This is a genomic window from Gilliamella sp. LMG 34359, assembly GCF_984569085.1.
In genome coordinates, this window is record NZ_OZ474906.1 from 2,586,360 (window position 1) to 2,608,587 (window position 22,228).

The window sequence follows — 22,228 nt, forward strand, 5'->3', positions numbered from 1 at the left end:
TGTAAAAATAGTCAAGAGCCCCATATCGTCAACCAATATTTATTTTATAAAAATATGGAGTTAACTGATTTAAACATGATTGTGAATACATTAATTTTTTAGCATAAATAGTAATAAAAAACTGTTGTTAATAACATTCATTTTGTAATTTATAAATTAAGTGATTCTTTTAAAAAGAATCAAGCTCTCTACACCGTTAGACGATGTTTGTTGACTAAAAATATTTACTAACTCAAAAATAAATTTAACCAAATTATTGAGGATGGATGATTCTCACTGACGCCAGACCATTGTTTTTACTACTCACTTCGTCAAGGCAATTGCTTTTGCTAGGCAATTATTCTCAAGCAAACTAACTCTATATTTCCCCTCCTTAGCGCTCAAATATATGGATTAAGAACAATGAAACATGTGCTAAGGATATACGCAGAGTACGTGGTTTCCAGAGAAATCGGAAGAACGTTGCGACAGCACTAAACCCGTTTTTGGATCAACAGTACCGATGTAACGACCATTGATATCGCTTGTCCAATAGTAAGACCTATCTTCTAAGCCTCCGGCAAAGTTAGCACTCTTATATTGATCCATTCTTCCCCACTCCGTAAATAGACCGGCAGCAATACGACGCTGGTAATGATTTCCAGATGATGCTGGCATAGCGCCAACAACATCTTGAGCTGTCGCATTAGTTAAATCACTGACCTTTGGTAGACGGTATCCGATATTATCGCACCATGAAGATGTAAGAGAATAAGTGAGATACCTAGGACTATTGACATACCATTGCTTTAACACAAAGCCATACTTGACAACCGCGTTACCATCATTATCACGACCGACTAACTCAAATATCTGAGGCAAAGATGGCTTAGAAATGCTTCCCGGATTACTTGAATTCCATTGCGATAGTGTAGCAACAGGACCAGTTAAGGTGACTCGCACGCTAGTATTTGTTGAATTGGTCATAGTAGCCGTAATACCATCACGAGAAACTGGTGCCCAAAAAAGAGCTTGATTAACACGTCCTATATATAAATCAAAATACAAATTATTAGCGCCAGTTGTAGGAAAGTTTAAATGGTAAGAGGACGGAACAGATGATTGGATAAGAAAACCATTCCGATAATCCCATATGGAAGCAGGACCAGCAAATTCACGGTGATTGTAATCATTTGGTGAACCATATTCTAAATTAGGCTTAGCAAAACAGAGCATTGGAGATACCACCTTAGGAATAATATAATATATGGTACTACCTGAACTAAAAAGAGTCTCTCTAGGTACACCGTATCGTGTTATTAATTTACCCCCACTATAAGATAATGTTAATTTATAAGGCGCTCTACAAATAGAGATTTCTTGGTTACGTGTAACTACTCGATTGTCTTTATCAGCAATTAATAATCTTAAATTACCATTAGCATAGATACCATTAGCACCATCACCATCGCCATCATCATCACCCCAATAATTATAGGGAGGATTAACAAGTGTATTTAAATTAATATAGTTTGCATTCGTTGGCACAAACATGTCAATATCGGCAAGACCCTGACCAACTTCAGGTAACTCAATTGGTTCGGTTAAACTTGAACTATTAGTTGTGGGGGTAAATTTATCACCATTAGAGAGATATATTCCAAGTAGATCTTCGGTATCAGTCGCACGTGTTCGACCACCATCGAAGGTTAAATAGGGCGGATTGCCATTAATTATATTCGAAGTTTTAGACGCCAACGCGTGGCTAGTATAGGAAGTCATTAACAACAAGCAAAATGAGAACCCTAAAAAGATCTGCCGGGATAAAAAGGAACGAAGCCAGAATGGTGATAAATCTCGCTGAATTCCATGAAATTTCGATAAAAATTTAATTGAAGTAAAAAATAAAAGTTGCGAGCTTAGCTTTAGCGAATTTAAATTATAGGTTGTCCATGTTTCGTTTTTAAAATCTTTATGCATTTTGACAATCCTGTCGGCTATTCCATTAATTTATCTGCGATTTTGTACTTATTATTTAAATTTTAACCGATTACATTAAACAGTTAAAAAAAGTATAGTGACAGTAAAAAGATGATGCAACATTTTTTTATTTTTATTTGTAAACTATAGTAAATAATGGACAAAATGATTGGTATAATTAAGCTTTCCCTATAAATGAATTAAGTGGTAACGGTTTATTTAATTCCATTGAAGTTAAAAAAGCTCAACATTAGCTTTAAATACTGCAACTTATTAGAATAATAACAATAGAAATTATTGTTAATTACATTTTTTCCGCATTTTATAAAATAAGCTATTTTTTTGTAAAAATAGTCAAGAGCCTCATATCGTCAATCAGTATTCATTTAAGAAAAAATATAGAGTTAACCGATTTAAATATGATTGCCAATACATTAATTTTTTAGCATAAATAGTAATAAAAAACTGTTGTTAATTACATTCATTTTGTAATTTATAAATTAAGTTATTCTTGTAAAAAGAATCAAGTTCTCTATACGGTCAGCCGATGTTTTTGATTAAAAATATTTACTAAAAACATCATTCCTCAAAAATAAATTTAACCAAATTATTGATGATGGATGATGGATGATTCTCACTGACGCCAGACCATTGTTTTTACTACTAACTTCGTCAAGGCAATTGCTTTTGCAAGGTAATTATTTTCTAACAAACTAACTTTAGTTTTCCCTATATTTAGCTCACTTTAACCAAGGATTAAAAACTAAGAAATTAACACTAAGGATAGACGCAAAGACCAATAATGTCGCGCGAACTAGTGGGAGTTATAGCCACGGTACCATGGTATGAACCAACGGAAAACTGGTCAAGACCGGTAGCATCACTCGTCCAATAATGATAGTGACCGAAGCTGGCATTAGGGTAAGCCGGCATGAACCCCCACTCCGTGAAAAACCCGGCTCCAATACGGCGTTGATAATGATTATTGGGTGACGAAGGTGTAGCGCCTACAGCACCTTGGCAGGGATAAAGCCCTCCGGCCCAAGTTCCTTGGCAAGTCGCGTTAGTTAGATCATTAACCTTAGGTGTACGGTATCCAATATTGGCACACCAAGATGATGTATTAGAATAGTCGTATCTATCAGAACCACGGTTGACAAACCATTGTTTTAACTCAAATCCATATTTGACGACATCATTACCACGACTATCTCGACCGACTAACTCAAATACCTGAGGCAAAGATGGTTTATCGATATTCCCCGGATTACTTGAATTCCATTGCGTTGGTGTAGCAACAGGACCAGTTAGGGTGACGCGAACACTGGTATTTGTTGAATTGGTCATAGTAGCAGTAATAACACTATGAGAAACTGCCGCCCAAGATAATGCTTGATTACTACCAACAATATTCAAATCAAAATACAAATTATTAGCACCAGTAGTCGGGAAGTTTAAACCATAAGACGATGGCGTAACTGACTGAGGAAGAAAACCCTTATTAGGGTGCCAAATGGTAGCAGGGCCAGCAAAATTACCTGAACTTTTATTCATGTCCGGTTTAGCAAAACTAATCATTGCTAATATCTTAGGATTAATATAATAAGTGACATTACTCGCAGTAAAATGACTTTCATTAGGTACACCATAACGTGTTTTTAGCATAGCATTAGTATTAGATAATGTTAATTTATAAGGTGCGTTAGAAATAGTAAGCACTGTATTACGTGATACCGGCTGATTATTTTTATCAACAATGGATAACATTAGACTACCAGTAGCGGTAATACCATCTCTCCCCTGACCATCGCCATCAACATCACCCCAATAATTATAAGGCGCATCAATAAGTGAACTCAATGCAATAGAATCAGCATTCGTTGGCACTAACATAGCAATATCCGCAAAACTCTGATCTACAGCGGGTAAAACGATAGGATTGACTGAACTTGAATTATTAGTTGAGGGAGTATATTTATCGCCATTCGAAAGGGATATCTCAAGCAGACCGTCGGTATTTGTTATTTGGCTGCGGCCACCGTCGAGAGTTAAATATGGTGGATTACCATTAATTATATTCGAAGTATTAGCGGTTATGGCTAGGCTAGAATAGGGAGTTATTAATAACAAGACAAATGCGAATTCTAAAAAAATATGCAGAAATAAAAAGGAATGATATAAGAATTGTCGTGAAAAAAATTGCATAATCTGGTGCAATTTCGATAAAAAATAAATTAAGGTGAAAAATAAATGTCGCGAGTTAAACTTTGGGAAAGTTATATTATAAGCTGACCAAATTGCCTGATTAAAACCATAATACATTTCGACTGTTCCATCAAATAATCTTTTGAATTATATGTTTTTTCACACTAATCAATTAGATTTAAACCGTTTACATTAAACGGATAAAAAAGTATAGTGACTGGAAAAACACGATGCAACATTTTTTTATTTTTATTTGTTAACTATCGTAAAGAACAGACAAAAAGATTGGTATAATTAACTTTCTCATATAAAAGGATTAAGTGGTAACGGTTTATTTAATGCCATTGAAGCTAAAAAAGCTAAACATTAGCTTTAAATACTGCAACTTATTAGAATAATAACAATAGAAAATTGTTGTTAATTACTTTTTTCCTCATTCCTTAAAAAAAGGTTATCTTTTAGAAAAATTGTCAAGAAACCCATGTCATAAACCTTTGTTTATTCATTAAAAATATAGAGTTAAACAATTTAAATATTATTCTTAATACATTAATTTTTTAGAATAAGGATTAATAAAAAGTTGTTGCTAATTACATTCATTTTGTAATTTATAAATTAGGTTATTCATTTGTAGAAATGAATCAAGCAGTCTATGCCATCAGTAGATATTAACTAATTAAAAAAATTTATTAAAAAACTATTCCTCAAAAAATAAATTTATCCAATTAGTGTCGATAATTTACATTAATGTCACGAAATCGTTTTTGTAAGTCAATTATTATCTAGCGAACTGACGCAATTTTTCCAGCTCATACTGCGTCAGTCTCGATTTAAACATTAAAAAATTAATTAAGGATAGGCACAAATTCCATGGTCGATGGATGTATAGCGAGCTGCATTACCACTGTTCGAGCTAACAACAAACTGGTGATTACTTGTACTCTGCACATCACTCGTCCAATAAGCATAATAATTGAATTCAGCAGAGTCGTAATAAGACACAGATCCCCACTCTGCAAAGAATCCCCCACCAATGCGACGCTGGTAATAATTATTAGGTGATGAAGGTGTAGCACCAACTACACCTTCACACCAATAACCTGAATTCGCTCCTTGACAAGACGTATTAGTTAGATCCTTAACATTAGGCATGCGGTATTTAATATTAGCACACCAAGATAATATATTAGGATAATCAAATTCCTGATGACCACGATTTACGAACCACTGCTTTAACTCAAATCCATATTTGACGACGGCATTACCATGACTATCACGACCAACTAACTCAAATACCTGAGGTAAAGATGGTCTGTCGATTTCGCCTGGATTATCTGATTGCCATTGCAATGGCTTTGCTACTGGGCCGGTTAGCGTAACGCGAACGTTATTACTAGTTGAATTAGTCATAGTTGCCGTAATACCACCGTGAGAAACTGGTGCCCAATATAAGGGCTGATTAATACCACCTATTTCTAAATCAAAATACAAATTATTTGCACCAGTAGTAGGAAAATTTGAATCGTAAGATGAAGGCATAACCGACTGTGGAAGAAAACCCCTATCAGGATTCCATATAGAATCCAGACCTGCATAATAACCACTTCCATTAATTAAAATTGGTCTAGCAAAGCAGACCGAAGGCGATGCCTTAGGATTAATATAATAACTGACATTACCTGCCGTAAAACGACTTTCATTAGGAACCCCATAACGTGTTTTTAATATCCCTTCAGTATTTGATAAGGTTAATTTATAAGGCGCGTTACAGATAGCCAGTACTTCATTACGGGTAACAGCTTGATTATTTTTATCGACAATGGATAAGCTTAAACTACCCGTAGCGGTGATACCATTCCCCCCTTGACCATCGCCATCGTCATCCCCCCAATAGTTATAAGGTGTATCAATAAGTGAACTTAATGCGACAGAATCTGTATTTGTTGGCACTAACATAGCAATATCCGCAAAGCTCTGACCGGCAGTAGGTAAAACGATAGGATTGACTAAACTTGAATTATTGGTTGTGGGCGTATATATATCACCATTCGAAAGGGATATTCCGAGCAAACCGTCGGTGTTTGTTATTCGGGTGCGACCATTGTCGAAAGTTAAATATGGCGAATTGCCATTAATTATATTCGTAGTTTTAGAAGTTAAAGCAAGGCTCGAATAGGAAGTTATTAACAACAAGCACAATGAGAACCCTAAAAAGATCTGCTGAGATAAAAAGGAATCATGCCACAATACCGATAAGTTTCGCTGAATTCCATGAAATTTCGATAAAAATTTAATTGGAGCGAAAAATAAAAGTTGCGAGTTTAACTTTAACGACGTTAAATTATAGGTTGTCCATGTTGTGTGTTGTGTGTTGTGTGTTGAAAATTATAATGCATTTCGACAGCCCTGTCAAGTAATTATATGATTTATTTTCACTTTATATTTATTGTTCAAATTTTAACCGTTTGCAATAAACGGTTAAAAAAGTATAGTGACTGAAAAAACACTATGCAACATTTTTTTATTTTTATTTGTTAACTATCGTAAAGAACTGACTAATGAATTGGAACAACTAAGCTTTTTATAAACAGAATTTTTTTTACCATTATTCAGTTTTTCTTCAAAAAAATAAAAAGTTAAATAAATTAAACAACCTACTCTATAAGTTATAAAAATAAACTGATCCCCAAAAACCAAATAGGATAAAATCGAATAACCAGAAAACGAACCTATATCAATGATTTTTAGATAGAAAGATTTTATTAATAAGCTCTCCCTTCCCTGAATGAGTTGTAGAGTATAAGTTGATGTCATATTTTATCGTGGACATGAAAGCTGATGTTATTACCTTTAATTTAAATTAGATAAAAGTGGCAAAATAGGCTTATCGGTTTGTAATATTATAACTTTTATTATTAGGTTATTTAACATTGCTGGCATTAAATAAACCGTTTCCATTTAATTTTATTCTATGAAAAAGTGTAGATGTACCATATCTAACTTTTAACTTAACTGAGTTATAAGAAAAAAGTATAACGATATATAAATATATTATTTAACGGTTTAATAAAGATTTTATATTATAATTTTCGACCTCATAATTTTAATATATAAAAAACAATGCATAAACTAGCCAATCGACTCGATCACTTTTCAGATTCGGTTATCCGTCGGATGACTCGGATCGCTAACCAATATCAAGCTATCAATTTGTCACAAGGATTTCCCGATTTTGATCCACCTAAACCGTTAATCGATGCGTTAAAACAAGCTGCTGATTACGGCCCTCATCAGTATGAAATCACTTGGGGCTCGGCTGAGTTTCGGCGTTTGTTAGCTAAAAAGCAACAAAAATTAATGCAGATTGATATCAATCCCGATGAGAATGTGTTGGTAACATGCGGTAGTACCGAGGCGATGATGTGCGCGGTGATGACGGTTTGTAATCCGAAAGATAAAGTTATCATTTTTTCACCGTTTTATGAAAATTACGGCGCTGATGCTATTTTGTCAGATGCGACGCCAATCTATGTGCCACTCATTCCACCTACCTTTGAATTTGATAAGCAACAACTTCGTGAAGCGTTTGAGCAAGGGGCAAAGGCGCTAATTCTATGTAATCCTAGCAATCCTTGTGGCAAGGTGTTCACTAAGAGTGAGCTTGAATATATTAGCCAATTAGCGATTGAATTTGATGCCTATATTATTACCGATGAAGTTTACGAGCATATGGTTTATGCTCCACATCAACATCTTTACTTAGCCAGCTTTGCCAATATGCAAGAGCGTACTATTTGCTGTAGCTCGTTGTCTAAAACCTATTCGATCACTGGTTGGCGACTCGGTTATATTATTGCCGATAAAAGAATTATTGATGGTTGTAAGATGATCCACGACTTTCTAACCGTTGGTGCAGCTGCACCATTGCAAAAAGCGGCTTGTGCCGGGTTAGCATTAGGGGATGATTATTATCAACAATTAACCGAAACCTATACCGCTAAGCGTCGTCTATTTTTAAAAGGATTAGATGACTTGGGGCTTACTTATTATGAGCCACAAGGGGCTTATTATGTTTTAGTGGATATTTCAACGTTAAATCCATTTAAGACTGATTTTGAATTTTGTGAATGGTTAATTAAAGAAGTCGGCGTAGCGGCAGTGCCAGGGTCGGCCTTTTTTAAACATCCTGAATATCGTTATATTCGCTTCCATTTCGCTAAACAAGAACCTACGCTAATTGCAGCTTTAGAAAGACTCTCCAAACTTAAGGAAAAATTATCATGTTTAAAAAATTAATTGTGGCAAGTTTAGCCATTTTAACTTCACTGTTGGTATTAACTGGTTGTGACAGTGCTAAAAAAGAGAATCAAATTACTGTAGGCGTTGCCGCTGGTCCTTATGGTGATATGTTTAAACAAGCTATCGCCCCAGGTTTAGAGAAGAAAGGCTACCACATTGAAATTCGTGAATTTAGCGATTATGTTCAACCAAATTTAGCGTTAGCTAACAAAGATATCGACGTTAATTTGTTTCAACATTTGACTTATCTTAATAACTTCAAACAAGCTCGCAACTTAGACATTATTGCGATTGGCTTTGTTCCGACTGCTGGCGCCGGTATTTATTCAAACAAAATTACTGACTTTTCGCAATTAAAACAGGGCGATCAAGTGACCATCTCTAGCGATGTAACTAACGAAGCTCGTGCTTTACGTATTTTGGAAGCAGCAGGATTAATTAAACTTGATGCAAATGTAGATAAAAATAACTTAACCCCTAAAGATATTATTGAAAATCCTTATGGTTTAGAGATAGTGCCAATTGAAGCACCACAAACACCACGCTCTTTAGACAATGTTGCGTTATCAGTCGTTAACGGTAATTATGCCATCGGTGCTGGTTTAGATCTTTCTAAAGCGCTTTATCACGAAGTATTAGATAAGGATCATAAAAATGTTATTGCCATTCGTGCTGAATCAAAAGATAGCTTAGGTAAAGACATTATTGAGGTGCTGCAATCACCTGAATTTAATCAAGTGATTAATGATAAAAATGGTATTTTCTATACCTTCCAAAAACCTGATTATCAGTTATTTTAATTATGCAAACTAATCCGTTAATTCAAGTAAAAAATGTTTCAGTAAAATTTACAGCCAAAGAGCAAGTAGTTGAAGCAGTTAAAAAGGTCTCGTTTGATGTGAATCAAGGCGAAATCTTCGGTATCATTGGCTCAAGCGGTGCCGGTAAAAGTACGTTAGTAAGAACACTGAATCGACTTGCTGAACCCTCTTGCGGACAAGTTATTATCAATGGTGTTGATATTCAAACCTTACGCGGTCGTGAATTACAGGCGTTTCGGTTTCATGTTGGCATGATTTTTCAAAACTTCAATTTGGCATCATCGAAAACTGTCTATGAAAATATTGCCTTTGTGCTTAAAGCTGCCGGTAAAAAAGGCGATGCCGTTAAAAACAGAGTCAACGAATTGCTTGCTTTAGTCGGATTAAGTGATAAAGCTAGTGCCTATCCTGCTGAACTCAGTGGTGGGCAAAAGCAGCGAGTCGGCATTGCCAGAGCGCTAGCTAATGACGCCAAAATTCTATTGTGTGACGAAGCAACGAGTGCATTAGATCCCACCACTACTAGCGCAATACTTGATCTACTAAAACAGCTCAATCAAGAATTTGGATTAACCATTGTACTAATCACCCATGAAATTGATGTGGTAAAAAAAATCTGTCATCGGGTTGCAGTAATGTCGCAAGGTGAAATTGTCGAAATGAATAGCACCTTCAACCTTTTTGCCTGTCCGAAACAACCGTTCACGCAACAATTTCTTAATATTGATGAAAACACTCATTTACCGGATATCATCAAACAAAACGTTAAAGGTAAATTGGTCCGTTTGCGTTACATTAACGAAAACACCACCCAACCAATACTGTATCAATCTGCTATTGAAACGCAGGTTGCATTTAATATTTTACATGGTTTTATTGAATACTTCGACAACCAAGCTTTAGGTAATTTAGTGATTGAACTCATTGGTCAACCGGCAAATATTGAAAATCTAATAACCAAATTAGCAGCTCAAGAAGTGATTATTGAGGAAATAAATTAATGATAAAACTCACCATTGCCGAAATAGCGCAAATGTTATGGAAAGCCGCTTACGAGACATTTATTATGGTAAGTTGGTCATTGTTAACCGGTTTAATTATCGGTACATTAATCGGTTTAGTGCTGTTTTTAATGTCGAATCAATTCTTCTTCAAAAATAGAATCATCAACAGTATTGCTAATTTTGTCGTCAACGCGACTCGTTCCATTCCGTTTTTAATATTAATGGTGACAGTACTGCCTTTAGGAGCATTATTGGTTGATACCGCAGTTGGTCCTAAAGCTGTGATCTTACCACTTTCGATAGCCGCTATCGCTTTTTATGCCAGATTAGCGGAAAACGCCTTTAGTCAAATTGACAAAGGGGTAATTGAGGCAGCGGTAGCCAGTGGAGCATCACATCTGCGGATTATATTTGGCATTTTGTTTCCTGAAGCGATGGCACAATTAATTCGTCACGCAACCGTCACCACCATCTCACTTATCAGCTTTAGCTCAATGGCCGGCGTTGTAGGTGGTGGTGGCATTGGTGACTTAGCCATCAGTTATGGTTATCAACGCTATGTGACCGAAGTGCTCATTTTATGTGTTGTTATTCTTATTTTTATTGTAATGGTGATTCAATACCTTGGTGACAAGTTAGCCAACCACTTTGATAAAAGCTATAAATAGTCGGTAATTCAACATGAACAAACTAACAGATATTATTAAAGACCCTCAACGTGTCGTCTTACAAAATGCCATCCCACCATCGCACCTGACTGATGGTTTACAGCTAAAATACGGTCAGGCTGATATTTTAGTCTACCCCAAAACCACTGCCGAAGTGGTTGAGGTGGTTAAATTTGCAAATGCAAACAATTTGAATATTACTACTCGTGGCGCGGGGACTAACTTGGTTGGTTCTACCATTCCTAATGGTGGTATTATTCTTGATTTATCATTGATGACTAATATTGTTGAGCTAGATAAGCAAACTTTTACCGTTACCGTACAACCTGGTATTTTGCTGCAAGATCTGCAACAGTTTGTCGAACAACATGACCTATTTTATCCGCCCGATCCTGGCGCGAAAACCGCTACTGTTGGCGGAAATATCAGTACCAATGCTGGTGGCATGCGAGCAGTAAAATATGGTGTGACCCGTGATTATGTGCAAGCCCTCGAAGTGGTAATGGCTGATGGAAGTGTGTTAACTATTGGCAGCAAAAATGTTAAGGACAATACCGGACTTTCCTTAAAACATCTGTTTATTGGTAGTGAAGGTACTTTAGGTATTATCACTCAATGTACGTTAAAACTGATAGCTAAACCGAAAGTATCGCAAACGTTTATTGTCGGTTTTAATACCATTGAACAAGCCATTGCCAATATTACCACCGTACTGCATACCCTAACCCCAACAGCGTTAGAATTTGTCGAGCGTAAAGTGGCACAATGGGGCGAGCGGTATTCGGGTTTTCAATTCCCACTACCTAATAGTCAAGCTTATTTGATTATTATGCTGGATGGCGCCGATCTGCAAACCATCGAACAACAACGCCAGCAATTATTGGCTAATTTAGGTGATTGTGACTTTTTTGTTGCCGAAGATAGTAAGCAAACCAATCAAATTTGGACAATCCGCGGCTCATTAGTGCGCGCGGTTGAGGCAGTAACCCAGCAAGATCCGATTGATATTGTGGTACCAATAAATCGTATTGCCGATTTTATTAACTTTACCAAACAGCTTGAAGTACAAACCAAAGTACGCATGTTAGCCTTTGGTCATGCTGGGGATGGGAATATTCATCTCTGTATTTTGCGTGATGATCGTGATGACCATCAGTGGCAAAGCGATCTGCAACTAGTCCATCAAGCACTGTATCAAAAATGTTTGGAACTTGGTGGCTTACCTTCAGCCGAACATGGCATTGGTACCGCAAAAGTTAGTTATTACAACGACGCCATTCCAGCAACAAATCGCCAACTTATGCGCGCTATCAAACAGCAGTTCGATCCTAAAAACTTACTGAACAATCAGGTCTATACAACTATCATTTAGTAAAGCTATCATTTAATATAACTATGATTTAATCTGATTAACATCATTATCTCAATCATGAAGTTTGAGATGGTGATGTAAATTAGCATTACAACGATTTTAATGGTTAGAATAGGTTATAAACAGAATTAAGAAATGATTATAAAATAGGCTATCCTTCGATATTTTCCTTAATGCTATTTCGTTTTAATTGAATGCTTTTCTCGAAATCTCTTCAAGATAGTTTTTAAGTTTTTATAGAGATGTTTAACAGCCATTATTGGGTGATGGAGCATCATTCTAGGGCCGGCATAGCGCATAACTTCTTTGATTTTTAGTTTGTAGTCTTTGCGATAGCAATGTTTTGGACAGAGTTCACAGGTGGTTTTCTGTTCACCAAATCGACACATAGTTAAACGTTGCATGGCATATTGCAACAGATCATTACACTCATCACAAAGCTGATTTTTCGGGGTATGGTGTTTCTGGCGGCAATAAAGGGCCATCATCACCCTTACCGTGGCTTTTTCTTGAGTAATTTTGGGACCAGTATTATTTGCAACCATAATTTGATAAAGTTAAATTTGAAAAAATGTTAGAATACTAAATTAATTAATATAATCACAAGGATTTTGTTTAATGGCAAGAATTATCAACAAAGATACTACGGTTTGTATGTCACTTTCAGCTAGACCTAGTAATTTTGGTACTCGTTTTCATAATTTTTTATATGAGAAATTAGATTTAAATTATCTTTATAAAGCATTTACCACCAATAATTTAAAAGATGCGATTTATGGTATCAAAGCATTGTCGATTCGCGGTTGTGCAATTTCGATGCCTTATAAGCAAGCTTGTATTGAATTTATTGATGAATTAGATGTCTCAGTACAATCCATCCAAGCGGTCAATACCATTGTTAATACTGACCACTATCTAAAAGCCTATAACACTGATTATATTGCTGTTGAGAAGCTGATTAAAGCCAATCATATAAGTAATAATACGCCGTTTGTTTTAAAAGGTAGCGGTGGGATGGCAAATGCTGTAATTGGTGCATTTTATGATGCAGGTTTTAAATATGGAATTGTCTGTGCACGGAATGAGGAGAAAGGCCAAGCTTTAGCTGAGCGTTATCATTACAAATGGGTCAAGGACGAATCAACCATTACTCCTGAACAAGCAAAATTAATTATCAATGTTACGCCAATTGGCATGCAAGGTGGCGTTGAGGCAGACCAACTATCGTTTAGTGAAGCAATGATTAACCAAGCGGATATTATATTTGATGTAGTCGCCCTACCCGTTGAGACACCACTAATTAAATATGCCAAAAAGTTAAATAAAACCATTATTTCCGGTGCAGATGTTGCAGTGTTACAAGCGGTTGAACAATTTATTTTATACACTGGCGTGACACCTAATGATGAACTCATCCAGCAAGCCGGTGAGTTTGCCAGACAAGGTTAGTCGCGATGAAAAATTATTGAGAACTTATCGATACTCTGGGATGCATCAATCGCTACGTTGTAACAAAGTGCTGATGTTCAAGAGCGGTGAGTATCATCTAGCTATTTGTTAATAACATCCGGGAATCAAAATCGAACGGTGTAAAAAACTAATAGTTATACTTTGGGCATATTATCATGCCCATAATCAATCAACTGGAAGAATTGGTTAATATGACTCAGTAAAGCTGATTTTAACAAGATGGAGCTTCGGTCGATATTAGCCATTTGAAAAAACTCATTCGCCTTCCTCATCTAGATATTGTCGCCGTTGAGAAATAATACCGAAAAGCGAAAATAACTTAAAGGCAATCAATTAAAAAGCCAGTTAGTAGTAAAAAATCCAGAGAAGCTATTTAAATAAAAAAATAGAGGAACACTTTTTTTGGTGTTTTCAAATTGCCTAAATAAAAACAACATAGGCTGTTAATAGGCTAACTTATACATTAAAAATATTGAGTAAATTTGTTACTGAAGCTTTTCCCTACACGATTTATATCAACCAAATTTGGCATTGCGTTTCGCCCTCTTTTTTGTTGATTAGTTGCGGCAAGTGAAAGGTTGGCAAATAATATAGTTTTTTCTAAAGACCAACCATAACTAATCCCATAGGCAAAAGCACCTTGAAAAATAGCGACATCAATCAGGTAATCAGATGATTGATTCTCAAAGGCTGGGATGATGACCACTTGTTGACGATCAAGATATGCGCAGCCTTTTTTGTCCAAGCGAATAATAACTTTGCCATTGGTTAAACTGCGTAATCTTTTAAGCGCATTTTTAATCTCTTCTCGATGACGAAAGTTTTTTAATTTTAAAAATGCACCGGCAAATTTTTCCGTCACAATTAAATAATCAGCATGTTGCGCTAAGTATAGGCTAGAATCAGATAGGTTATCGATACACATAATCACTTTAGTTTTAAGTAAATGATCGATGAGATATTCACTTAATTCTGCCTCATATCCATCAATTAAGATAACAATATCATGTTTATGACCATTCATGGTTTGCATAAAATGGTTAAGCTTATTCTTTTCCGCCATGGTTAACTTAGGCGGTGTGGTTAACCGGTGAGATATCACTGAATGGGTTCCGGCTTTCTCATCAATGGTGATAGCCTCTAAAGGCGTAACCATTTTTTCAGAAAAGATAAATTGCCCAGTATTAACACCAGCATCGGTAAGTTCTGATACAATCTGATTAGCATAATTATCGTTGTTTAAATGACTAATGTGATAAATCTTTTCCCCCCAAAGGGCGAGTAAATAAGCCGCATTAGCACATGCCCCACCACCACTACGCACAATATTAGCTGATGAGTTTAAACCACTTTGTTCTAAACTAGCGGAACTAACACAAACCAAATCTAAACAAGCAAAACCTACGGTAAGAATTGTCATCATTTAGCCTCGATAGATAAGTTAATAAACAATACTAAAAATTGAAAAATGATCTGATCTAGTTTTTTATGATATAGCGATTTATGATTTAATTTTGTTCAACTTGATTATATTTTAGCTAACTATGCTGGCGATAAAAATTGTAGAGAAAAAATGAAAAGCAATAAGGAAATTAGACTTATTGCTTTAAGTAAAAAACGATGCCTCAAAGGGCTTTATTATGTTCAAAAAACTATAATTTGATTTATCAGTTATAGAATAATCCAATTAAGGATTGTTTTTATATTAAGTGATTTAGATAAGCTTGATAAGCACAAAAACTAAATTTTGTGATATATCTCTCAAATATATTCCTTTTATTACTAAATATCAAACCAAAATCGCTATTAGATAATCACTAATAACGATTCACGACGGTTATGATAACTATGGTTAGGTTATCTCATTTTTTACGTTAATAAGAAGGCATCATGTTACATAGTTTGTTGTAATTTATGATAAACCGCTAAAAGTTTTTGATGCATAGCAAATTGTTCCATTGGATTATTGTCATACTGAGCATCCTTCGACTCAGTTAGACCGAAAAATTGTTTTTTAGCGGTCGCATATTGCCACATATCATCAACACAGTCTTTTCCATACATTTTATTAAATGCCTTTTGGTAATCACTAAATTGATTCTCTCCGCGTTCAATAATAAAATTGACTAAAGTTTGTAAACAACGATAAGCGTGATTGCGTTCCGGTGTGAAAATGGATTCGTTCATTTCAACCGTCCAGTCGATCCACAATTTTGCTTGCGGTAAATCAGCCGCCGCTAATGCCAACATGGCTTTTAACTCACCAATTCTTAAGGTTAACCACGCATTATCTTTACCGGTTGCAATGCCAAGTAATTCACGAACTCGAGCAAAATCATCTAAACCTTCATCATCCAATTGTTCAATAATCGCCAATAATTGTTTTGCCGTACGTTTTTGTTGAGGGAGGGATAGGATCAGTTCACGCAGGTGGATCGCCATATTATTATTGGCGATCAATAGATCTTCCGGCGGATAGATTTCTGACATACCGACAGCTAAAATGCGGCATGCATAAACACCAAGATGCTGGTAATCCATGATAAGCACTTCGATTTTATGATGATCAAAAATAGCCATTAAGTTGGCAAATTCCTGTTCGGTCGTACCCGAAAAATCCCAGTCTACAAATTCATAATCCGATTTTTCATTGAACAGATCCCACGAGATTAAGCCACTTGAATCAATAAAATGAGTTTCTAAGTTACTTAAATCCGCCACATCATCATTATCAAAGCTTGGCGGGGAAAACACATCCAGATCTTTAAGACTTCGACCTTGCAGTAACTCGGTAACCGTTCGTTCTAGGGCTACACCAAAATTAGGATGTGCACCGAAAGAGGCATAACAAGTCCCATTTTGTGGATTAAATAACACTACGCAGATAACTGGGAATTCGCCGCCTAAAGACGCATCAAAACAGTAAATGGGGAAACCTTGTTTTTCTAGCGCATCAATTGCCACTAACACAGCTGGATAACGATTGAGTACTTCAGCAGGAATGGTTGGCAGGCTGATTGCTTCGGCGATGATCTTATTTTTAGTATAACGCTCAAATATTTCTGATAATCCTTGAACGCGTGCTTCGTTTGGCGTGTTGCCTGCTGACATTCCATTAGAAGCGTATAAGTTAGCAATTAAATTAACAGGTACATAAATAGTTTTGCCATCGGATTGTTGCACAAATGGTAATGCGCAAATTCCACGTTCGCCATTACTTGACTGTAGATCGATTAAATCGGTCGCAGTTAATTCATGATCCGGATCATAAAACTTCATTAAATTGGGTGATAATAATCCTTTTGGCAAGCTGTTATCTTTCGGGATTGCGAACCATTTTTCAGATGGATAGTGAACAAATTCACCATTAGCCACTTTTTCACCTAAATAAAAATCAGAAAAAAAGTAATTAGTTGAAAGTCGTTCAAAATACTCACCAAGTGCTGACGCTAAAGCTGCTTTTTTACTGGCACCTTTACCATTGGCAAAACAGAGAGGACATTGGGTATTTTGGATATGTACCGACCAAACATTAGGCACGGGGTTAAGCCATGATGCCTCATTGACGGCTAAATCATATTTATCTAGTTGTTGATGAAAATAGTTAATGGAATCTTCTAATGCGGCATCTTTACCGGGAATAAATGTTTTCATACTGAATTTAAGGAAACCTTTGTTGAAATTAGCGTTGATTTATTAATCCAATTGTTATTAAATGTATCGTTTTTTTTCGTAAAGTGAAAGTAATAAAATTATTAATTTTTAATTAAGGAAATAAAAAATGAAAAATATAATCGATACCGAAGGTCTTTCTTTTAAGGACTTATTCTTTTTTAACAAGATGATTACGCCGAAAATTATTACTATAGTCTATTGGATAAGCTTAATTCTTATCGCAATTTCAGGTCTGGTTGTAATCTTCTCTAGTCTTTTTATATTGCGATATAGTTTTGGTTCTGGCCTAATGGGCATCATAAGTGGCATCCTAACAATTATTGTAGGTACTGTGTTTACTCGTATTGGATATGAGTTAATTTCTATATTATTCAATATTAACCGAAATATCGAAAAACTCGCTTCAAACAAATCTATTGATAATAAAAACCTATAATGCAAAACGATGTAAGTGGGGAAGTTTCCCCACTAATCCCACTAATAAAGTGTAATAAATTCAATCATTAAGTTATTAACTTAGAAATTACTCATCGTTTACAATTCACTTAACGGCCATCTTGGTTTAACCTCAATGGCGAGATCAGCAAATTGTGATGCTTTAAGATGAATCATACCAGCATAGGCAATCATCGCACCATTATCAGTACAAAATTCCAATCGCGGATAATAAACCTGTCCTTTTCGTTCAGCCATTAATTGAGCTAATTTGCTACGCAAGGTCTTATTGGCACTAACACCACCGGCAATGACTAAACGATTAAAACCAGTTTGATCTAATGCACGACGTGATTTAATTAACAAAGTATCAACTAATGCATCTTCAAATGCCCTTGCAATATCGGCTTTAGTTTGTTCATCAAGATCCTGTTTTTGCAGATTAATAGTATTAGCCGCAGCGGTTTTCAAACCAGAAAAACTAAAATCTAATCCTGGTCTATCGGTCATCGGTCTTGGGAAATGAAAACGTGAGGTATTCCCTTGTTCAGCGAGTTTGGATAATTTTGCGCCACCGGGGTAATCTAATCCTAATAATTTGGCAGTCTTATCAAACGCTTCACCAGCAGCATCATCAATTGATTCACCCAGAAGCGCATATTCACCAATGCCAGTAACTTTAATTAATTGGGTATGACCACCAGAAACTAGCAAAGCAACAAAAGGAAACGCTGGCGGATTATCTTCCAACATTGGTGCCAATAAATGGCCTTCCATATGATGTACCGCAACGGCAGGCACTCCCCAAGCATAAGCCAATGAACGCCCGACTGATGCTCCGACCATTAGAGCCCCGATTAGGCCTGGTCCAGCAGTATAAGCCACACCATCAATATCACTCGCCGTTAAATTAGCTTGTTTTAGCGCTGCTTGAATTAATGGTACAGTTTTACGAATATGATCGCGCGAAGCCAATTCTGGCACTACACCACCATAATCAGCATGCAATTTAATTTGTGAATAGAGTTGATTTGCGATAAGTCCTTGCTTGTCATCATAAATGGCAACGCCAGTTTCATCGCATGAGGTTTCAATGCCTAAAATCTTCATCAATGTTTACTCATTAGATCGGAAATCTCGTCTTCGCTCCAAAGATCTTGTTCAGTAAGTTCTTTATCAGCAATACGATGCTCTTCCGTAGCCCAATCACCTAAATCTATTAGTTGACAACGTTTACAACAAAATGGTCGATATGGACTTTTTTCGGACCACTCAACATCTTTGTGACAGGCAGGACACTTTACAATTGTAATGGTATTGTTATTCATTTGAACATTCTTAAATAATAGTAAGCTAACAACATGCAAGTTCAAATTCTATTGCATCGTTATTGGTAAAATCGCCAGTATGCAGGGGTAAAAAACGAATACTATATCGCGACATATGGCCAGAAACTTGGGGATACGTATTTTTATCTAAAGCAACACGGATCCGAATCAAATTTACCTCACCATTGGTTTCTTGGAAAAAGTTATTGGTACAAATAAAGGAGTGAAACTCCCCTAACTGCCGAATAAACTGCAAACATGTTTTTAAAAGTTCATCAAGCAAAGCAAAATTCTGCAACCATTTATCAACTTGTGTATTACGTACTTCCTGAGGCTGGTTCAACCATAAATGGAACAATGGCAAATCAAAACTACAACAGCCACCAGGTATCATTAAACGTTGCCGTATTGCCGTGATAAAACGGTCATCTTTCAAAACTTGTCCTAAGCGTAAATTTGAATCAAATTGAGTTAAGTAAAGATCATATTTTTCAATCATCTCATTAAGTAACTCTTTATTAACGCCATCAAGTTCGATCCAAGATAAAAGTTTTTGCTTTTGGGCTTCAAGTTCTTTAAGTAAATCACCTTTAATATCATTACGTTCAATAATTTCCAACAATTCTGATAATAAATGAAAAAACAATAACGCATTAGCTTGTTGAAAATGGCGATTTAAATATAACTGATTAAGTAAGAACTCAATACGTAACCAAGTACGCATTCTTTCATTTAATGGATGTTCAAAAATAATGTTATTCATAGCTATTCTTAACTTTTGAGTTATGTAAATATTGCTTGTGTAAATGATCAATTTGAACTGTTAATGCGGCTAAATTACCATCATTAACAATAATATCATCAGCAAATGCCAAACGATCGGTTAAAGAAACTTGTGTTCTTATCATTCTATTTGCTAATGACTCACTGATTCCATCTCGATTAATTAATCGCTCTAATTGTAACTCTTCCGGTGTATCAATCAGCAAAATTCGATCAGCCAAATGTTGTAAATTATTTTCAATTAATAATGGCACTACCCAAATCACATAAGGTGCAGTTTGCTCGGCAAACTGTTTTTGCGTCTCTTGTGCAATAATAGGATGCAGTAAATTATTTAACCATAATCTTTCATGATCATTATTGAAAATAATTTCCCTTAACTGACTACGATCCAATTCACCGTTTGCTAACAAGATTTCTTGACTAAAATGCTTAACTATTTGCGTCAAAGCAGAGGTTCCTATTGCAACTACTTGACGAGCAATTACATCAGCGTCAATAATTGGCACACCTAATTGAGCAAATAGATTGGCAATGGTAGTTTTACCACTGGCAATTCCACCACTAAGTGCAACAATATAAGACATAATCTAGATTCCGACTAATGACAACTGGTGGAGATTATAACATACAACTTCACAACAGAATATATAACAATCTATCCTTGAAATAAGCTTTTCAATAGTCCTAAGTATGTTCAGCCTATTTAATCACCTAGCCCAATAATTATTGGGAAAGCACTTTTATGAAAAATATCATTTCATTTTGCGATTTAAATCGTAAATCTAATTTTTTTTGTAATTTTTACCATCAATTAACAAAAAAATTAGATAAAACAGTTGTTTTGTTTATTTAGCTGTATATAATCACATATATCTGTATATAAAAACAGGAATTGATTATGAGACCATTAACCGAACGTCAACAACAAATCTATGATTTAATTAAGGAAAACATTCAAACCACCGGAATGCCACCTACTCGAGCGGAAATAGCCCAAAAATTAGGATTTCGATCTGCTAATGCAGCTGAAGAACATCTTAAAGCATTAGCTAAAAAAGGGGCGATTGAAATGATTGCCGGATCATCGCGAGGTATTCGTCTATTATTGGAACAACCTGAGAACTTATCCGAATTTGAAGGCATCCCCCTTATTGGTAAAGTTGCCGCTGGATCGCCAATTTTGGCACAAGAACATATTGAAAGCCATTATCAAATGTCGCCTGCATTATTTAAACCACAAGCTGACTTTTTATTAAGAGTCCAAGGTATGTCAATGAAAGACATTGGTATTTTAGATGGTGATTTGCTTGCCGTACACAAAACCCAAGATGTAAAAAATGGTCAAGTGGTTGTGGCACGCATTGATGACGAAGTCACGGTTAAACGATTATCGCAAAAGGGTCGACATGTAAAACTTCTTGCTGAAAATCCTGAATTTGCGCCAATCGATATCGATTTAGAACAACAGAGTTTTGCTATTGAAGGTATTGCTGTTGGTATTATTCGTAATGGTTCGTGGATGTAATCCAAAAGATAGTATAAAATAACTACCAATTGTTGCTTAGGAGATAACAATATGTGGTTATTTTGGTTATATGAATTTTTAGGATTCGTTGGAGTTATAATATTAGTCTTCGTTTACTGTCGTATTCGAAAACAGGGTTTTTGGTCTTTTTTATGGCACAACTTAAAATGGATTTCCATTGGTGTTGCTAGTGTTTGGTTATTAATTGCGCTTATTTGTCGAAATGACTTGTACAATGCGGCAAAATGTTATTTCCGCGGAGAAAGTATGCATGCAAACACCAAATATTCTATTTTTTGGAGCGAATGTCAAATCGAAACCTCTAATGGCAACTATTTACCAATCGATCGCACCCGTGCGTTACCTGGTGCCAAAGATAATGGTAGTCATGATGGTGGCGTTCCTGCTGATGATTTAATCATTAACTGATCATTTTTAAATAGAAACACAGACAATGCTGTGCATTGTCTATGTTTATTTGCAACCTCTCAATTGGCTTTTTTTGCTTCGCTTTAATCTTATTAACTAGTATAAACGAAGTAACGTTTTTTATTTGAATTATAAACTTTTGTAAAAATTATCGCGAAGTTTTACTGTGAAATTAAGGTTTTAAATATGACAACAATCAATTTTTAAACATCCAATAATTTAAAATAGAACATACAAATAAATTTATGAAGG

Annotated in this window: 19 protein-coding genes; 9 read left to right on the forward strand and 10 right to left on the reverse strand. The window is 35.6% G+C overall.

Going from position 1 to position 22,228, the window contains the following annotated elements; all coding sequences use genetic code 11:
- Window positions 1-414: 414 nt before the first annotated feature.
- From AC5LXV_RS11960 to AC5LXV_RS11970, 3 genes are all read right to left on the reverse strand, one after another.
- A complete protein-coding gene (locus AC5LXV_RS11960; RefSeq protein WP_493466557.1) occupies window positions 415-1,959 on the reverse strand; it encodes a hypothetical protein in 1,545 nt (514 codons plus the stop codon).
- Between the two features lie 777 nt (window positions 1,960-2,736).
- Complete coding sequence (locus AC5LXV_RS11965) at window positions 2,737-4,089, reverse strand: hypothetical protein (RefSeq protein WP_493466558.1); 1,353 nt, start codon at window positions 4,087-4,089, stop codon at window positions 2,737-2,739.
- 924 nt (window positions 4,090-5,013) lie between these two features.
- Window positions 5,014-6,357 carry a hypothetical protein gene (locus AC5LXV_RS11970; RefSeq protein ID WP_493466559.1) on the reverse strand — a complete coding sequence of 448 codons (1,344 nt, stop codon included), beginning with the start codon at window positions 6,355-6,357 and terminating at the stop codon, window positions 5,014-5,016.
- 927 nt (window positions 6,358-7,284) lie between these two features.
- On the opposite strand from AC5LXV_RS11970, the gene AC5LXV_RS11975 reads away from it, so the two are divergent.
- From AC5LXV_RS11975 to AC5LXV_RS11995, 5 genes are read left to right on the forward strand one after another with little or no spacing between them, the layout of a single operon-like run.
- Window positions 7,285-8,460, forward strand: a complete 1,176-nt coding sequence (locus tag AC5LXV_RS11975) for a pyridoxal phosphate-dependent aminotransferase (protein ID WP_493466560.1) — start codon at window positions 7,285-7,287, stop codon at window positions 8,458-8,460.
- Window positions 8,445-9,263, forward strand: coding sequence for a MetQ/NlpA family ABC transporter substrate-binding protein (locus AC5LXV_RS11980; RefSeq protein WP_110433189.1), 819 nt, complete (start codon window positions 8,445-8,447; stop codon window positions 9,261-9,263). The genes AC5LXV_RS11975 and AC5LXV_RS11980 overlap by 16 nt, the downstream gene beginning before the upstream one ends.
- Window positions 9,264-9,265: 2 nt before the next feature.
- The gene (locus AC5LXV_RS11985; RefSeq protein ID WP_493466561.1) at window positions 9,266-10,285 is read left to right on the forward strand and encodes a methionine ABC transporter ATP-binding protein; all 1,020 of its coding nucleotides are present in this window, start codon (window positions 9,266-9,268) and stop codon (window positions 10,283-10,285) included.
- Window positions 10,285-10,956: a methionine ABC transporter permease gene (locus tag AC5LXV_RS11990; protein ID WP_493466562.1), complete on the forward strand. Its 672-nt coding sequence runs from the start codon at window positions 10,285-10,287 to the stop codon at window positions 10,954-10,956. The genes AC5LXV_RS11985 and AC5LXV_RS11990 overlap by 1 nt, the downstream gene beginning before the upstream one ends.
- 13 nt (window positions 10,957-10,969) lie before the next feature.
- Window positions 10,970-12,328, forward strand: a complete 1,359-nt coding sequence (locus AC5LXV_RS11995) for an FAD-binding oxidoreductase (protein ID WP_493466563.1) — start codon at window positions 10,970-10,972, stop codon at window positions 12,326-12,328.
- 176 nt (window positions 12,329-12,504) lie between these two features.
- On the opposite strand, the gene AC5LXV_RS12000 is transcribed toward AC5LXV_RS11995, so the two are convergent.
- Window positions 12,505-12,873, reverse strand: a complete 369-nt coding sequence (locus AC5LXV_RS12000; RefSeq protein ID WP_493466564.1) for a nitrous oxide-stimulated promoter family protein — start codon at window positions 12,871-12,873, stop codon at window positions 12,505-12,507.
- Between the two features lie 73 nt (window positions 12,874-12,946).
- On the opposite strand from AC5LXV_RS12000, the gene AC5LXV_RS12005 reads away from it, so the two are divergent.
- Complete coding sequence (locus tag AC5LXV_RS12005; RefSeq protein ID WP_493466565.1) at window positions 12,947-13,777, forward strand: shikimate 5-dehydrogenase; 831 nt, start codon at window positions 12,947-12,949, stop codon at window positions 13,775-13,777.
- A 484-nt stretch (window positions 13,778-14,261) separates the two neighbouring features.
- Here AC5LXV_RS12005 and AC5LXV_RS12010 read toward each other — a convergent pair whose 3' ends face one another.
- Window positions 14,262-15,218: a carbohydrate kinase family protein gene (locus AC5LXV_RS12010; RefSeq protein ID WP_493466566.1), complete on the reverse strand. Its 957-nt coding sequence runs from the start codon at window positions 15,216-15,218 to the stop codon at window positions 14,262-14,264.
- 473 nt (window positions 15,219-15,691) lie between these two features.
- A complete protein-coding gene (ycaO, locus tag AC5LXV_RS12015) occupies window positions 15,692-17,452 on the reverse strand; it encodes a 30S ribosomal protein S12 methylthiotransferase accessory factor YcaO (RefSeq protein ID WP_493466567.1) in 1,761 nt (586 codons plus the stop codon).
- 127 nt (window positions 17,453-17,579) lie between these two features.
- Here ycaO and AC5LXV_RS12020 point away from each other — a divergent pair, with 127 nt between their 5' ends.
- A complete protein-coding gene (locus AC5LXV_RS12020) occupies window positions 17,580-17,909 on the forward strand; it encodes a DUF4282 domain-containing protein (RefSeq protein WP_110433182.1) in 330 nt (109 codons plus the stop codon).
- 98 nt (window positions 17,910-18,007) lie between these two features.
- Here AC5LXV_RS12020 and tsaD read toward each other — a convergent pair whose 3' ends face one another.
- The 4 genes from tsaD to coaE are packed head-to-tail and all read right to left on the reverse strand — an operon-like array spanning window position 18,008 to window position 20,606.
- Window positions 18,008-19,018 (reverse strand): tRNA (adenosine(37)-N6)-threonylcarbamoyltransferase complex transferase subunit TsaD, encoded by a 1,011-nt coding sequence (gene tsaD, locus AC5LXV_RS12025; RefSeq protein ID WP_110433181.1) that lies wholly within the window; start codon window positions 19,016-19,018, stop codon window positions 18,008-18,010.
- Window positions 19,018-19,236: a DNA gyrase inhibitor YacG gene (gene yacG, locus AC5LXV_RS12030; protein ID WP_110423133.1), complete on the reverse strand. Its 219-nt coding sequence runs from the start codon at window positions 19,234-19,236 to the stop codon at window positions 19,018-19,020. Before yacG ends, tsaD begins: the two co-directional genes overlap by 1 nt.
- A gap of 25 nt (window positions 19,237-19,261) precedes the next feature.
- A complete protein-coding gene (locus tag AC5LXV_RS12035; protein ID WP_493444952.1) occupies window positions 19,262-19,999 on the reverse strand; it encodes a cell division protein ZapD in 738 nt (245 codons plus the stop codon).
- A complete protein-coding gene (coaE, locus tag AC5LXV_RS12040) occupies window positions 19,992-20,606 on the reverse strand; it encodes a dephospho-CoA kinase (RefSeq protein ID WP_110433179.1) in 615 nt (204 codons plus the stop codon). Before coaE ends, AC5LXV_RS12035 begins: the two co-directional genes overlap by 8 nt.
- Before the next feature lie 314 nt (window positions 20,607-20,920).
- On the opposite strand from coaE, the gene lexA reads away from it, so the two are divergent.
- Window positions 20,921-21,547, forward strand: coding sequence for a transcriptional repressor LexA (gene lexA / locus AC5LXV_RS12045; protein WP_110423130.1), 627 nt, complete (start codon window positions 20,921-20,923; stop codon window positions 21,545-21,547).
- A 51-nt stretch (window positions 21,548-21,598) separates the two neighbouring features.
- Window positions 21,599-21,976 carry a hypothetical protein gene (locus tag AC5LXV_RS12050; protein ID WP_110433178.1) on the forward strand — a complete coding sequence of 126 codons (378 nt, stop codon included), beginning with the start codon at window positions 21,599-21,601 and terminating at the stop codon, window positions 21,974-21,976.
- Window positions 21,977-22,228 lie beyond the last annotated feature (252 nt).